Consider the following 15,120-nt stretch of genomic DNA (forward strand, 5'->3'; position numbering starts at 1 on the left):
GTTTGTGGCGTGACCGTCAATGCGACGAAACATACTCCGACGCTGTGGTCGGTAATGGCAGTGCATACGTTGCCTTCATCCATTCAATCTCTGCCTGTGGCGTCCTGCCGAAGAAGCGTTTGAACTCGCGACTGAATTGCGAAGCACTTTCATAGCCAACGTTGAAGGCGGCTGCCGAGGCACTCATGGCCTGGCGCAACATCAACAGGCGCGCTTGATGCAACCGCGTCGACTTCAAATACTGCATAGGTGAGGTGTCGGTCACGCTGCGAAAGTGCAGGTGGAAGTTCGGCACGCTCATGCTCGCTTCATGGGCCAGTTGCTCGACGTCGAGTCGCTGCTGATAACAACTATGGATCTTGCGGATCGCACGGGTCACTTTGCCGAAATGTCCCTGCCGGTTGAGCGCGGCGCGCATGGAGCCACCTTGCTCGCCGGTCAGGATGCGGTAATAGATTTCCCGCAGCAGGGACGGCCCGAGGATTTGTGCTTCGCCAGCAACGCTCATCGCTTCCAGAAAACGCAAGGTCGTTGCCCGCAGTGAAGCGTCCATCGGCGAGGCATACATGCCTTTGGGCTGGGCATCGCTTGGGCCATGCACGTCATCCACTTGCAGCATCAACTCGCTGGCCAACTGGAAATCGAGGTGCATATAGATCGCGAGCATCGGCTCGCTCTCAGTGGCATCGGTTTCCATGGTGAAGGGGATCGGCACCGAGACCACCAGATAGTGCTGGGCGTCATAGACGTAGGTGTCCTCACTCAGATAGCCGCGCTTGCGGCCCTGGCAGAGAATCACGATGCCGGGGTCATACAGCACCGGGGTGCGCGTCAGGGGGCGATTCGAACGCAGGAAGCGCACACCTTCGAGGGCGCTGAGGTTGTAGCCCTCGATCGGTGCGAGGGCTTTCATGAGCTGCACCATGCGCGCGGTGCCTGCATCGACCTGCGTCATCACATCCTCTCTCAATGATCGGTGGACCGGCTGAGCGCTTCCCATTGGTCAATCTCGCTGGCTGCATTTTTCAGTTTGTCACGGGCCAGACGCAAGGCGTCACTGCCCAATAGCAAGTGGGCCGGTGGTGTCGGGCTGGCGATGATCTGCAGCATCGCTTGGGCAGCCTTTTGCGGGTCGCCGAGTTGCTTGCCGCTTTTCTCTTCGCGGGCTTTGCGGATCGGATCGAAACTGGCGTCATAGTCGGCAATGCTGCGCGCGGTGCGTTGCATCGAACGGCCCGCCCAATCCGTGCGGAACGAACCCGGTGCGACGGCAGTGACGAAGATGTTGAACGGCCGCAGTTCCTTGCTCAGGGTATCGGAGATCCCTTCGAGCGCAAATTTGCTACCGCAGTAGTAAGCGATGCCCGGCATGGTAATGGTGCCACCCATGGAGGTGATATTGAGGATGTGCCCCGCACGACGCTGGCGAAAGAACGGCAGGAACGCTTTGGTCACTGCCACCGCACCGAACACATTGACGTCGAACTGACGGCGCATCTCCTGCAAGGGTGATTCCTCGAAGACGCCTTCGTGGCCATAACCGGCGTTGTTGACCAACACATCTACGGGGCCGTGAGTGGCTTCGACTTGCGCAACAACGCTGTCGATCCGCTCGAAATCGGTGACGTCCAGAATGACCCCGTAAGCGTTATCCGGGGACAGCGCCTGGAAGCTTTGCTGATCGGCTTCACTGCGTACGGTGCCGATGACGCGGTGGCCTGTAGCGATAGCTTCTTTGGCCAAAGCATGGCCGAAACCGCTGCTGACGCCGGTGATGAACAGGGTTTTAGCGTGAGTCATGTCGAGCTCCCATTGGGTCAGGTCTGAGTCCATGGTAGCGATCAGCAAACGGGGCACCTATGCCGGTTTATCTTCGAGCATTGCCTATTCCTATCGGGCTGAACTTCGACGACGGACACCATTAAACAGAAAAAGACTGCCATGACGGACGCGCCACGATACGAGGTCAAGAGTGACAGGAACGCTCCCCGAAGATAGCAACGGCGTGCTCGTTTCAGCTCGTGCGCGCGAATTGTCTCGCAACAGAAACCGTGCTTCACATTCCTTCGTGGCTGGTCGACAATGCGCGCTCTGTTCCGGGGTAGTTCAGCGGTGGAACACTCGGCTCTTAACCGGGTGGGCGCTGGTTCGAATCCAGCCCCCGGACCCATTACATTGCAGGGTCACAAGGAAGTATGTCCAGGGACTACGGTGAGTTCGGCGAGTACGATGGCGTGAATGCCGGTTATGCGGTGTTCCAGCTCTCACGAGCGTTGACCGCTACACAGCGCGACGCTGACCCGCAGGCACGCAACCGGGTCGAGCGCTGGCAGCGGGTGGTCGAACACCTGATGCAGGGAAGCGCACAATACGGTTCACGTGTGCCTTTCGCCGATTTGCCGCAGTGGGTCACGCTGGACGTGGCGACGGGTGGATTTGCCACCGGGCAACTTCCAGCCGGTGGGGCTTTGACTTCATATGAGCGCCACTTGGCCGCGTCGATCCCCGGCATCCGTCCCAGTCATGAACGGTTCGATCTCAACATCTGGCATCTATCGGATGTGGGCGTCGCAACGCTGCAAGAGCGTTTGGCGAAAGGCACCTATCAGATTGATGTTCCGGAGGAAGCCGCGCTGCTGACAGTGTCATGGCTTTTGTGGCATCAGCGTACTGACGAGGCGCGAACGCTGATCGAGCAGATCGCACCTTTCTTCGATCGCCTGCGTTTCTTCCCGACTGCCGTTGACGAGCCGCCGATTTCCACGGCTGAGGTGCATGTTTTTGATAACGCCAGTGTCAGGCAGCGGCTGAACCGGCAATTGGCTCAACCGCGTCTGGCCGTCCAAAAGCATGTGGTTGAAAATCGTCTGCCTCTCTACGACGCTGCGGTCTCACTGTTTCTTTTGACTTGTCAGGATGGCTGGCCTTGCAGACATTTTCCTGAAGGCTGGTTCGAACGCGCAACGGTACTTGGCGCGCAGATCGCTCGGACCTGTAGCGCTGAACACCGCAGCAACGGTCCCTTCAAGACCCGGGCGGCGGAACTGTTTGCGTTGCTCGATCAGTGTTTGCGTGATCAAGCATCATTGACGGGCCGCCAGGTCGGTCGCATCCGGCGCATTATTGATGACTTTGTGGCCAAACACGGGCATCCCGAGTCCGCCACACATTCCCTTAAACGAGCAGAGCAGCGCCAACATGTAGCGGCCCCCGGGCATCATTTGATCGCCCGCGCTGTCTCGGCACGTTTGGCTAGTTACCCGGGTTCGGACGGGGTCAGTGACTTTTCGCCGCTGCTTGAACCGATCACCGATGAGGAGGCGAAGCGTCACCGGCTGACCATTGGTGTGATGATTCCGCCTGCGGTTCGCCGTCGCCTCGAGCGTTGCCGCAAGGGGACTATTGCCGAGTTGATTGATCATGGCTTGATCTCATCCGCCGATACCGTGGCGCAGGTTCTGCCTGCAATGACAGCGCAAATCTGTAGCAGCGTATACCGGGACGGGATGCTGCAGTCGTTGGCGGGTGCAACGTATCGCGCCTTCCGTCGTCGGCGCTCGTTGTTGCTGCTTAACCTGCAAAGTCAGGTCAAAATTGCCGAGCTGCCGTGGGTCGCTGCTTTAGAGGGTGAGCGTGAGGCGAGTGCTATTTCCGCCACGGGTGCCAGGCAGGCGTTGGTCGAGGCCTCTGCAATGACCCTTTCGGCGTTTCCGCAGGCCATTCTTCCGAACAAGCTACTGCAGGAGTTTGTTTCACTGGCTGAAACGGCGAAGCTGGATCTTCCTTTCGTCGATGAGGTGGCGGCTGACATTTTCATGGGCGCGTTCTCCAACAAGTTCGCGAGAGCGGCCAGGCAATCGGCCAGATTTATGGCCGGGACGCTTTACGCTCGTTATTACGACATTGATACGGATGGCCTGGCAGGCCTTCCCGATCAGCGCCGATCACGGCGCAGAAGCAACAGCCGTGATGCATTGGCGACGCTGTGCGCGCAGCGTGCAAACGCCACCTTTGGCACGTGGCGGCCAGCGGTCAACGGCACGATACTCGAACAGCAGCAGATTCTGACGACGCAAAATCTCGCGCTCCTGTTCGGCGAATTGAACCTGAAAACACTGCTGCATCATCGTTTGAGCGCGCTGGCGCTGGCGTGCTTCGAGTGGATTTGCAAGCGGCAACAAATGCACATCACGCATTACCATGCGCGTCTGGTGATGTTGAAGAACACGGCGTATGCCTGGCGTCAGATGATGTTTTACTTGTCGATGCTGGATGGCGAGCTCTTGCGTGCTGCACTCGACAGCCTCGAGTCGCATTTTGCAGCGCAATCCAGTGAATTCCGCGAAAGGTTTCTGCCTGCCATGATTGGCTTGCGTGTTGCCGCTGCCGGGCATCGGCTGACGTTGAGTCGCCAGAAAGAAGAGGGCGCGAGGGTTTTTCTGGGATGGACCATTGAGCGACACTGGTTAATGCCTTTGTAACGCCTGCCGATCTGTCAGTGCGCGGCCACCAGCCTGCGCCGGAAAGCAGGCTTGTGGGTCAGAGACTTCCTTTCAGAAACGATCGAGCCTGTAATGTTCGTTGATTGGTAGCCTGCAGGCCTCTTTTGCAGTCGCTGGCCAAGCCATCCGCACCACCATCTCCGCCGTCACCGCCGCCTGCGTCAGCCCCAGATGCTGATGCCCAAACGCAAGCAACACCTTGCCTTCACAGACCTGATCAATCACCGGCAGCGAATCCGGCAACGACGGTCGAAAACCCATCCACGGCGTCGCCGCTTCAGCATTCAGATCCTTGCGAAACAAGCCCTGACTCAACCGGTGCAATTGCCACGCACGCTGCATGCTCGGTGGTTTTTCCAGTCCGGCGAATTCAACCGTGCCGGCCAGGCGCAAGCCTTCGGACATCGGCGTCATGATGAATTTGCGCTCCAGCGAGGTCACGGGGAAGGGCAGGCGGTCGTGTTCCTGCGGCAGCATCAGGTGATAACCGCGCTCGGTGTCCAGCGGTACTTTTTTGCCGGTGAGGGCGGCGGTGAGTTTTGCCGAATGTGCGCCGCAGGCAATCAGCACGCGGCTTGCAGTCAGACGGCCATTGCCGGTGGTCAGCGTAACGCCGTGCTCCTGCACGTAGCCACCCTGGACCTGTTGCTGGACGAAATTCACACCGCTGGCTTTGGCCGCTTCGACCAGTTCACACACCACGCGATAGGGATCAATGAAGTGCCCGGTGCGCGGGAAGAACAGGCCGCCCTGAATCCGTTCACTGAGTTGCGGCGCAGCTTCGCGGATGACGCCGGCCTGCCAGTAATCGACCGGCACCTGTTGCTGATGCAGTCGAGCCTGTAACGCCTGGATGGCCTGACGCGATTCGGGGCGTTCGAACACCAGTAGCGAGCCATCGATCTTGAGCAAGTCCGGCCGCTGTATGTCGGCGAGCAAGCGCTGCCAGGCTTCCAGACTGCTTTCATTCAGCGCGCGCAAGCCTGCCACGGTGTTCTGAAAAGGCGTCGGGCGCAGATTCAGCAACAACCGGGTGAACCATGGCAGCGCACGCGGCAGGTACTTCCAGTCCAGTCGCAACGGTCCCATCGGGTCCATCAACATGGCCGGCAGACGCTTGAGGATGGACGCGTCGGCGATTGGAAACACCTGCTCGGTCGCCAGATGCCCGGCGTTGCCGAATGAGGCGCCGTGGCCGGGTTGCTGCTGATCAATCACGACCACGCGCAACCCTTGGCGAGCCAGACGCAGTGCGCAGGCGACACCGATGATGCCGGCGCCGACCACGGCGATGTCGTGGGAGCCGTTATTCGCCATGGCGCTGCGCTTCCCGTTGCCCATCGAGCAAACGCCGCAATTGCAGCGGATTGGCCTGTTTCAGCGCGGCAGGCAACAAGCTGTCGGGGAAGTCCTGATAGCACACCGGGCGCAGGAAACGCAGGATCGCCGCGGTCCCGACGGAGGTTGTGCGCGCGTCGGACGTGGCCGGGAAAGGCCCGCCATGCACCATCGCATCACACACCTCGACCCCGGTAGGCCAGCCGTTCACCAGCAAGCGACCGGCCTTGCGCTCCAGCGTCGGCAGCAATGTACGCGCCTGTTCCAGGTCTTGGTCATCCAGGTGCAATGTCGCAGTCAACTGACCTTCCAGATGTTCGGTGACCTGGCGGATTTCAGTCTCACTGCTGCATTGCACGATCAGCGCTGCCGCACCGAACGCTTCGGCTTGCAGGTGCTGATCGGCGAGAAAGTCGGCGGCTTCGGTCACGAATACATGAGCCTGACATTGGTTCGGGCCGTTGCTGGCCTGGCCGATACCAGTGATGCGCGCAGCGGCATTCTCGGCCAGCGCGTTCACGGCCGATTCGTAAGCACTGAAGATGCCCGGTGTCAGCATCGTCTGCGCCGGGCTTCGTTGAATGATCTCGGCAGTGGCGGCGATAAACTTGTCCAGCGCCGGTCCTTTCAAGGCAATGACCAAACCCGGATTGGTGCAGAACTGACCTGCGCCCAGTGTCAGTGACGCGACGAATCCTTCAGCCAACGCCTGGGGGCGATTGCTCAGCGCCGCAGGAAACAGCAGCACCGGATTGATCGAACTCATTTCCGCGTACACCGGAATCGGCTCGGGCCGCGCTTGCGCCGCTTGCATCAGCGCCAGACCACCGCTGCGCGAGCCGGTGAAACCCACTGCTTTGATCCGTGGGTCAGTGACCAGCGCAATGCCCACGTCGCGGCCGGAACCGTACAGCAACGAGAACACGCCTTCCGGCAAACCACAGGATTTTACCGCCCGAGCGACCGCGCGGCCGACCAGTTCGCTGGTGCCGGGATGCGCACCGTGCGCCTTGACGATCACCGGGCAACCGGCGGCCAGCGCCGATGCGGTGTCACCGCCGGCCACCGAAAACGCCAGCGGGAAGTTGCTCGCGCCAAACACCGCGACCGGCCCCAGCGCAATCTGCCGCTGACGCAGATCCGCACGCGGCAGCGGTTGACGTTGCGGCTGCGCGCTATCGACGCGCACATCCAGCCATTCGCCGGCGCGCACGGTGCGGGCGAACATTCTCAATTGTTGGCAAGTACGCCCGCGTTCTCCTAGCAGGCGTGCGCGTGGCAGGCCGGTTTCCGCGTGGGCCCGGTCAATCAGCGCATCGCCGAGCCCTTCAATCTCTTCGGCGATACTTTCCAGAAATTCGGCGCGGACATTCAGGGTTGTCTCGCGATACCCATCCAACGCAGCCCAGGCCAGCGCGCAGGCCTGTTCGACATGCTCGGCCGCCCCACCGGCGTACGCCGGTTCCAGCGTTTCATTCGTGGCCGGATTGATCCCGCGAATGGCGCTGCGATTGCCGGCAATCGTGTGCTGTCCGATCAGCATGTGGCCCGTCAAAGTCATGGTGTCTTCCTGATAAAAAAGAGGGAGGCCTGCCGCGAATCACAAGGTTTCGCGGCAGGTGAGGGGGACGTGATCAGGCGAAGTTCTGTTCCGCCGACCAGTTCTCGTACCAGTGACGGAACAGCGAATACTGCTTCTCGGCATAACGCCGTTGCGAATCGCTCAACGCATCGGTTTCGTTGAAGTGCAGGGTGTATTCCTTGTCGCCGTTGAGCACCATCAGGTGTTTGTAATACAGCACCAGATCGCAGCCCTCATCGAACGACGACAGCACCGCCAGTGCCGATTCCAGTTCCCGCGCCTGACGCCGGGCCTTGGCATCACCCTTGGCCGCTTGCTTGCTCAGCGCGACCAGTTGCAGCACCTCGCGGGGCAGGGCGTTGCCGATGCCGGTGATGGCGCCGGTGGCGTTGCAGTTGACGAAACCGTGTACCACTTGCGTGTCGACGCCGACCATCAAGGTCACGTCATCGTCTTTGCTGGTGATGTTTTCGGCGGCGTATCGCAGGTCGGCGCCACCGCCGAATTCCTTGAAGCCGATCAGGTTCGGGTACTCGCGGCGCAGTTCGAAAAACAGATCGGCGCGGGTGGCGAAGCCGTAGTAAGGGCTGTTGTAGATCACCGCCGGCAGGTTCGGCGCGGCTTGCAGAATCGCGGCAAAGTGGGCTTTTTGCGCAGTAGCCGAAGCACCACGGGACAGCACACGGGGAATCACCATCAAACCCTGCGCGCCGACTTTCGCCGCGTGCGCCGCATGGGCAACTGCCTCACGGGAGTTCACCGCACCAGTGCCCACGATCGTCGGGATGCCCGCCGCGACCAGGCGCGCCACGCCTTCCTGACGCTCGGCCTCGGTCAGCAGCGGCCAGTCACCCATCGAGCCGCAATAGACCACGGCGCTCATGCCGATATCGATCAGTTCGCGACCCTTGGCAACCAAAGCATCGAAGTCCGGTTTGCGCTGGGCGGTGCACGGGGTCATCAGGGCCGGCATGCAACCGGTGAAGATGTTGTCGCTCATTGTTTTAACTCCTTGGCACATCGTTCAAATTGAGGTGAAAAGTCAGCGTGGCGGTTCAGATGCCCCACGCGAACGGGTCTGCTTCGTCGATCAGCAACGTGCTGTCGGCGGTCATCCAGGCGCGGCCGGTGATGTACGGGCGGATGCGTTCGCCTTGCCATTCAAAGCGGCCTTCGAACTGGCTGCCGGTGATGCTTGCCTGCACCCAGGTCGCGCCGGGTTGCAGCTTGTCGTCGGCGGCCAGACAGGCCAGTTTGGCGCTGGTGCCGGTGCCGCACGGGGAGCGGTCGTAGGCTTTGCCGGGGCACATGACGAAGTTGCGGCTGTCGGCCTGATCGTCATCGGCGAACAGTTCGATGTGATCGATCACCGCGCCGTCCTCGCCGAAAATGCACTGGTCTTCAAGGGCTTTGAGCATCGCCCAGGTGTACGCCGTGAGGTGTTCGACGTTGTCCATCGTCAGCGTCTGGCCGTGCTCGGACACGAGGAAGAACCAGTTGCCGCCGTAGGCGATGTCGCCGAATACGCGGCCGAATCCCGGTACATCCACCGGCACCTGTTTGCGGTGGCGATAAGCAAGGACGTTGCCCAGGGTGACGGTTCCGTCGTCATGCAGCGTGGCGCTGACCGGGCCGACTGGGGTATCGATCTTGTGCTCGCCCGGTTCGATTTTGCCCAGGTACTGCAGCGAGTTGATCAGGCCGATGGTGCCGTGGCCGCACATGCCCAGATAACCGGCGTTGTTGAAGAAAATCACCCCGCAAGTGGCGTCCGCCGAGACCGGCTCGCAATACAGGGCGCCGACCAGCACATCGTTGCCGCGCGGTTCCAGCAGGCAGGCGCGGCGCCATTGATCATGCTGAGTGCGTAGCGCATCGCGTTTTTCCACCATGCTGTTGCCGGGCAGATCGGGGAAGCCGTTCATCACCAGGCGCGTCGGTTCACCGCCGGTGTGGGAATCAATCACGTGTACTCGTTTCATGAACATGTCCTGTTGGATGATTTCAGTAGGCGCCGGCAGGGCACGCAGACACGGTCGAAGCAGGGGCGGCAATCTCGCTTTCTTCGTCGTCCTCTTCCAGGCGCAGCAGATGCGCCGGTACACCAGTCGCCGCGCCCCAGTAATAGATGCCGGTGGCGCATGCGGCGACGACAATCGTGTCGAACGGATGAGCGAGGATGCCCAGGCCACCAAAGGTGCCGAGTTTCGACAGCACGATGGTCACTGCGTAGAAGGCGATCAGCCACGCCGATGAGCGCACTTGGCGCGCCAGATTCAGGTGAGCGGTCGGCACAAAGCGACCGCAGAGCAGGTACACCACGAACATCAGGATTTGCAGGCCGAGCAGCCACGACACGGTGTTCCAGCCCGACCAGTAGACGATCAGCGCTGCGATGATGAACGACACTGGCCCGAGCAGGCCCATGCACTTGACCCGGAACGGCCGTGGCATGTCCGGCGCATTGCGGCGCAGCGCAGCCACCGACACCGGCGCCACGGCGTAGCTCAACACCAGCGCAGCGGAGACCACGTTGATCAGCGCTTCCCACGACGGGAACGGCAAGGTCCAGAACACCGACAGGGCGAAGGTCAGCCACAGTGCCGGACGCGGGATGCCGGATTTTTCGTCGATGTGGGTGAAGACCTTGAAGAAGGTCCCGGTCTGCGCCCAGCCATAGATCACCCGCGGGGTCGCGTTCATGTAGATGTTGCCGCAGCCGCTTGGCGAGATCACCGCATCGGCGACCACCAGATACGCCAGCCAGCCCACGCCCAGCGCCAAGGCGATGTCGCGATAGGGCAGAGCAAATTCCTTGCTGATTCCGGCCCAGCCGTTGGCGAGCATTTCCGTCGGGATGCTGCCGAGAAAGGCCATTTGCAGCAGCACGTAAATCAATGTCGACAGCAGCACCGAAAGGATCAGCGCGATGGGAATGGTGCGCTGTGGATTCTTCACTTCACTGGCCACCGAGATGATCGGCGTCAGGCCCAGATAGGCAAAGATGATCCCGCCCGCCGACACGGCCATCTCCACGCCGGACAAGCCGAACGGGGCGAAGCCTTGCACCTGGAAATTCGCCGGTTTGAAGAAGGTGAACAGCACGCCGATCACCAGCAACGGCACGATGAACTTGAACACGCTGACCAGATTGTTGGCCTTGGCGAAGGTCTTCACGCTGCGGTAGTTGAGCAGGAAGAACACACAGAGCAGGCCGAACTGCACCATCCAACCGAGAATCGTCGGATCACCGGTGCCAGCCTTGGTCAGGCCGGGAAACCATGCCGCTGCGTATTGGCGCGAGGCAACCACTTCGATTGCCACCAGACTGGAAAACGCAATCAGGGTGATAAAGCCCATCAGATAGCCGAGCAGCGGCCCGTGGGAGTAAACCGGATAACGCACGACGCCGCCGGCGCGCGGTAATGCAGCGCCCAGTTCGCAGTAAACGATGCCCAGCAACAATACGGCGAAGCCGCCCTGCAGCCAGGAAAAAATCCCCGCCGGACCGGCGATGGCGGACACGTGACTGGCCGCGAACAACCAGCCGGAACCGAAGATCGCCCCCAGCCCGATAAATGTGAGGTCGATCAGTGAAAGCTGTTTTTTGAACTTGCCTTGGCCTGACATGGCATCGCCTTCTTGTGAGTTATTGGATAGGCAGTTGTGTCACTGGGACGGCCAGACTTTGAACGCATCGACATCGCGGCGATTGATGCTTTTTGCCGGGTTCGATGACGAAATCGGCACAATGGCGCCGATGAAACAGGGCCCTCGACACGTCGTGACCGATGCTGCAATCTGCAGGGCGAACGGCGCATGGCGGGCACTTGGTCTGTCCACGTCACGAGGGGAATCTTCGATGCAGCAGGCGTTTTCGATCCTGGCTCAAGGCATGACTGGCCAGCGTCCGCAGACACTGGAGGAGCTGTTGGCCGGCGCGGCGCTGTTGTTGCCGATGCTCGATGTGATTCCCAACGCGGCGATTTTCATCAAGGATGTGCAGGCCCGTTACGTGCTCGCGAATCGCACGCTGGTGCAGCGCTGTGGCTTGAAGGATTTGCGTCCGTTGCTCGGCAAAACCAGTGCGCAGGTGTTTCCGGCGCAACTCGGACCGGGTTACACCGAGCAGGATCGCAAGGTGCTGGAGGAGGGCTTTGTGCTGGAGGATCAGCTCGAACTGCATCTGTATGGCAGTCGCGAACCGGGTTGGTGCCTGACGCACAAGCAGCCGCTGTACAACCGTGACGGGGTGATCATTGGCCTGGCGGGAATCTCGGTTGACTTGCAATCGGCCAGCGAAACCCACCCGGCATTCGAACGGCTGGCGGCTGTCGATGAACATATCCGCGCGAATTTCAATCGCCGCGTCACCCTCGGTGAATTGACCCGCATCGCCGGTATTTCCGTGGCGCAACTGGAGCGTTACTGCAAACGGGTGTTCCACCTGACGCCAAGGCAGATGATCCAGAAAGTACGACTCGAACACGCGCACCGGTTGTTGCACACCGACCTGCCGATAACCGACGTGGCATTGCAATGCGGCTACACCGATCACAGCGCCTTCACTCGCCAGTTCAAGGCCTCGACCGGGTTTACGCCGCGAGAGTATCGGCAGGCGACGTCAGCCTGATGAAGTGGTATCGAGGCGCAATGTAGGAGCTGCCGAAGGCTGCGATCTTTTGATCCTGTTTTTTGCAATCAACATCAAAAGATCGCAGCCTTCGGCAGCTCCTACAGTTAAACCAGGACGGTCAGCCATGCCGAGAGCAGCAGCAACAATGCCAGTGCCGTGTTCATCCGCTTGAACGCTTTCGGCGATCCCATCAACCGCGCACTGCCCACACCCAGCAATGCCCAGAATGTCATGCACGGCAATGACACCAGCAAAAACGCCAGCGACAGCACCAGCAGTCGCAAGGTCTTGTCACCACCGTCGACGAACACGCTGACCACCGCCACGGCCATCATCCACACCTTGGGGTTGACCAGTTGCAACATGGCTGCGCCCAGCACGCCGAAGCCTTCGTCTTGTGCATTTGTGGGGGCCAGCGATGGCGGCGTGCTGCGAAAGATCTGCCACGCCAGCCAGCTCAACCAGAGCACGCCGCCCCAAGACATGGCTTGCTGCACGCGCGGATAGCGCAGCAACGTTTCGCCGGCACCGAGGCCGACCACCAGCACAATCAGTGCCGCCGCCGCGCAGGCGCCAAAAATGATCGGCAGCGTGGCGCTCAAGCCTTGGCGCGAACTGTGGCTCAACACCAGAATATTGGTCGGCCCCGGTGTGATCGAAGCAACGAAAGCAAACAGCAGGAAGGGCAGTAATGACGCCATGATCGGGATTCCCTGAATAGCAACACAGGTATCCATCATCGCCAGACGGCGTGCGTCAGTCTGGAAGGTTTGAGCAGCGTTTGCGGTAATCCGCTGGCGTCAGTTGATAGGCGCGCCGGAACCAGCGACCCAGGTGACTCTGATCGGCAAAACCGAGCACGCTGGCGACCTGCGCCGGCGTTTCACCCCGGGCCAGCAACTGCCGCGCCTTGGCCAGACGCAGCTGGATCAGGTACGCGTGCGGAGCAAGTCCGAAGGCAGACTTGAACGCCCGACTGAGACGGAAACGGTCGACGCCGCAGGCCCGCGCCAGGTCATCGAGACCGATATCTTCATAGGTGTGCGCGTGCAGATAATCCCGCGCCAGTTGCGCCACCAATGGCAGGCGCGGGTCGAAAGCCTGGCGCTTGCGCCAGTCGAGATGGCGCGTGAGCGAGCTCAGCAGATCGTCGAGGGCGGTCTGACGGACGATGCGCAGATCGCCGTCATGCAACGCATGGAACGCGTGGCTGATCGCTGTGGCCAAACGCGGATCCTGACTCAGCGTGTCGGCAAAACCGGGCTGGCTGTCGGACGGTGCGTCTTCGAACAGCGCGTGCATTTCACGCTCAAGCCAATGCGGATCGAGGTAGAGCATCGAATAGGTAAAACCCTCCTCGGTCGGCGCCAGGCCATCGTGGATTTCCCCCGGCTCCAGCAGGAACACGTTGCCCGGCGTACTGCGATGGCGCATGCGGCGGCAATTGAACTGCTGCACACCTTGCTCGGTGACGCCGACGAGAAAACTGTCATGCCAGTGCGGATCGTAGGCATGGCCCTCGAAGTGAGCGCGAATCGACTCAATCCCGGTGTCGACATCCTGGGACAGCTCGATCCAGTTGCGTTTATCCACGAAGGCTCCAGAGTTCGCCATTGAAAGGTGCGGCCCCATAAAATACCGCGCAATAGTGAAGGGCGTTTAGAAGATTTGTGCAGGTGAGGGGGCTAGACTCTGTAGGTCACGGCCCCTTGGCAACAGGTGAAATGCGATGATTAACCAATGCTCGCGTGGGGTTTTGCTCACCGTGATCGGCCTGAGCCTGGCGCTGACCGCAGGCTGTTCCAGCCGAAAACACTATCCACCGTCGGGTGTTGGCGATGCCTGCTACGCGAAAGCATTGCCGTCGGTCGGCGAGGGCGGTCTGGCTTGGGGCTCCAGTTTGAACATGGCCCGGCAGAAGTCGATGAACAACTGTATTCGTTATGCCGGTCGCTCCGGGGGTACGCCGGATACCTGTCAGGTGGTGTTGGCGAAGTGCCGATAGTTTATTTGTTGACATGGTTGCTTTTGGCAAATATATAGTTGCTTTAAGCAATTATCTGAGTGTTTGCCATGTCCAGCAGCCATCTCCTCGAGCAAGCCGACGTCGTGCGTGGTTTCAACCGCTTTTACACCCATCAGATCGGCGTTTTGCAGGAGCATCTGCTGCAAAGCGATTACTCGCTGACTGAACTGCGGATCCTCTATGAGCTGGCCTCGCGTGGCGACCTGACCAGCGCAGATCTGCGCCAGATGCTTGGCCTGGACGCCGGCTACATGAGCCGGATCATCAGCGGTTTCGAGAAGCGCGGACTGATCCAGAAAATCCCGTCGCCTACCGACGCCCGCGCTGCGCAATTACACCTTACCGACCTGGGCCGCGACATCCTGATCCCGCTGGAAAAGGCCTCCCGTGAACAGATCGTTGCCATGCTCGAACGATTGCCGGAGCCGCAGCAGAAGCAGCTGATCGGCGCCATGACGCTGATCCAGACCTTGTTGGAAGGCAGTAAGGACTCGACTTACGTGTTACGCGATCCGCAGCCCGGCGACATGGGTACGGTGATGCAGCAACAAGCCGCACTGTATAGCCGTGAATACGGCTGGAACTCGGAGTTCGAAACACTGGTGGCCGAGGTGGTCGCCAAGTACCTGCGTGATTACGACCCGACGAGCGAGCGCTGCTGGATTGCGGAAAAGGACGGCAAGGTCATCGGTTCCGTGTTCATCGTCCGCCAGGACGCCACCACTGCCAAACTGCGCATGCTCTACGTCGACGCCAGCGCGCGGGGCCTGGGCATTGGCAGTCGTCTGGTCGAAGAGTGCCTGCGCTTTGCCCGGCAGATTGGCTACAAGCACATGACCTTGTGGACCACCAGCAACCTGACGGCTGCAGGCAAGATTTATCAGAAGGCCGGGTTTGAGTTGGTGGAGGAGGAAGCGATTCACAGCTTTGGCAAGGATCTGCTGAGTCAGACGTGGGCGCGGGCGTTGTGATGTGTTTTTCATCGGTGGGCGCAGTGAAAAGGCAGACGAAAAAAAACCGCCTTTGCGGGGCGGTT

General features: G+C 60.5%; 13 protein-coding genes and 1 tRNA gene. 5 read left to right on the top strand and 9 right to left on the bottom strand.

Annotated features, from left to right (window positions below; all coding sequences use genetic code 11):
* Window positions 1-16 precede the first annotated feature (16 nt).
* A complete protein-coding gene (locus QZR14_RS19245; protein ID WP_311997429.1) occupies window positions 17-955 on the bottom strand; it encodes an AraC family transcriptional regulator in 939 nt (312 codons plus the stop codon).
* A gap of 11 nt (window positions 956-966) precedes the next feature.
* Window positions 967-1,800: an oxidoreductase gene (locus QZR14_RS19250; RefSeq protein ID WP_311997430.1), complete on the bottom strand. Its 834-nt coding sequence runs from the start codon at window positions 1,798-1,800 to the stop codon at window positions 967-969.
* Window positions 1,801-2,095: 295 nt separating this feature from the next.
* Between QZR14_RS19250 and QZR14_RS19255 the strand changes: the two genes are divergently transcribed.
* Both QZR14_RS19255 and QZR14_RS19260 read left to right on the top strand, forming a co-directional pair.
* Window positions 2,096-2,170, top strand: a tRNA-Lys gene (locus QZR14_RS19255).
* Window positions 2,171-2,195: 25 nt separating this feature from the next.
* Window positions 2,196-4,481 carry a hypothetical protein gene (locus QZR14_RS19260; protein WP_311997431.1) on the top strand — a complete coding sequence of 762 codons (2,286 nt, stop codon included), beginning with the start codon at window positions 2,196-2,198 and terminating at the stop codon, window positions 4,479-4,481.
* Window positions 4,482-4,553: 72 nt separating this feature from the next.
* On the opposite strand, the gene QZR14_RS19265 is transcribed toward QZR14_RS19260, so the two are convergent.
* From QZR14_RS19265 to QZR14_RS19285, 5 genes are all read right to left on the bottom strand, one after another.
* A complete protein-coding gene (locus QZR14_RS19265) occupies window positions 4,554-5,819 on the bottom strand; it encodes an NAD(P)/FAD-dependent oxidoreductase (RefSeq protein ID WP_311997486.1) in 1,266 nt (421 codons plus the stop codon).
* On the bottom strand, window positions 5,809-7,401 hold the full coding sequence (locus QZR14_RS19270) for an aldehyde dehydrogenase (NADP(+)) (RefSeq protein ID WP_311997432.1): 1,593 nt from the start codon (window positions 7,399-7,401) through the stop codon (window positions 5,809-5,811). Before QZR14_RS19270 ends, QZR14_RS19265 begins: the two co-directional genes overlap by 11 nt.
* Window positions 7,402-7,474: 73 nt before the next feature.
* Window positions 7,475-8,422 carry a dihydrodipicolinate synthase family protein gene (locus QZR14_RS19275; RefSeq protein WP_250604660.1) on the bottom strand — a complete coding sequence of 316 codons (948 nt, stop codon included), beginning with the start codon at window positions 8,420-8,422 and terminating at the stop codon, window positions 7,475-7,477.
* A 55-nt stretch (window positions 8,423-8,477) separates the two neighbouring features.
* Window positions 8,478-9,404, bottom strand: coding sequence for a 4-hydroxyproline epimerase (locus QZR14_RS19280; RefSeq protein ID WP_311997433.1), 927 nt, complete (start codon window positions 9,402-9,404; stop codon window positions 8,478-8,480).
* Between the two features lie 22 nt (window positions 9,405-9,426).
* A complete protein-coding gene (locus tag QZR14_RS19285; protein ID WP_311997434.1) occupies window positions 9,427-11,052 on the bottom strand; it encodes an APC family permease in 1,626 nt (541 codons plus the stop codon).
* A 232-nt stretch (window positions 11,053-11,284) separates the two neighbouring features.
* Here QZR14_RS19285 and QZR14_RS19290 point away from each other — a divergent pair, with 232 nt between their 5' ends.
* Window positions 11,285-12,055 carry an AraC family transcriptional regulator gene (locus QZR14_RS19290; protein WP_311997435.1) on the top strand — a complete coding sequence of 257 codons (771 nt, stop codon included), beginning with the start codon at window positions 11,285-11,287 and terminating at the stop codon, window positions 12,053-12,055.
* A gap of 107 nt (window positions 12,056-12,162) precedes the next feature.
* Here QZR14_RS19290 and QZR14_RS19295 read toward each other — a convergent pair whose 3' ends face one another.
* Window positions 12,163-12,759 (bottom strand): LysE family translocator, encoded by a 597-nt coding sequence (locus tag QZR14_RS19295; protein WP_311997436.1) that lies wholly within the window; start codon window positions 12,757-12,759, stop codon window positions 12,163-12,165.
* A gap of 55 nt (window positions 12,760-12,814) precedes the next feature.
* Window positions 12,815-13,651 (bottom strand): AraC family transcriptional regulator, encoded by an 837-nt coding sequence (locus tag QZR14_RS19300; protein ID WP_311997437.1) that lies wholly within the window; start codon window positions 13,649-13,651, stop codon window positions 12,815-12,817.
* A gap of 136 nt (window positions 13,652-13,787) precedes the next feature.
* Between QZR14_RS19300 and QZR14_RS19305 the strand changes: the two genes are divergently transcribed.
* Complete coding sequence (locus QZR14_RS19305; RefSeq protein ID WP_311997438.1) at window positions 13,788-14,063, top strand: hypothetical protein; 276 nt, start codon at window positions 13,788-13,790, stop codon at window positions 14,061-14,063.
* 68 nt (window positions 14,064-14,131) lie between these two features.
* The gene (locus tag QZR14_RS19310; protein ID WP_250604674.1) at window positions 14,132-15,055 is read left to right on the top strand and encodes a bifunctional helix-turn-helix transcriptional regulator/GNAT family N-acetyltransferase; all 924 of its coding nucleotides are present in this window, start codon (window positions 14,132-14,134) and stop codon (window positions 15,053-15,055) included.
* Window positions 15,056-15,120: the final 65 nt, after the last annotated feature.

The organism is Pseudomonas sp. rhizo66 (assembly GCF_031931925.1).
GTDB lineage: Bacteria > Pseudomonadota > Gammaproteobacteria > Pseudomonadales > Pseudomonadaceae > Aquipseudomonas.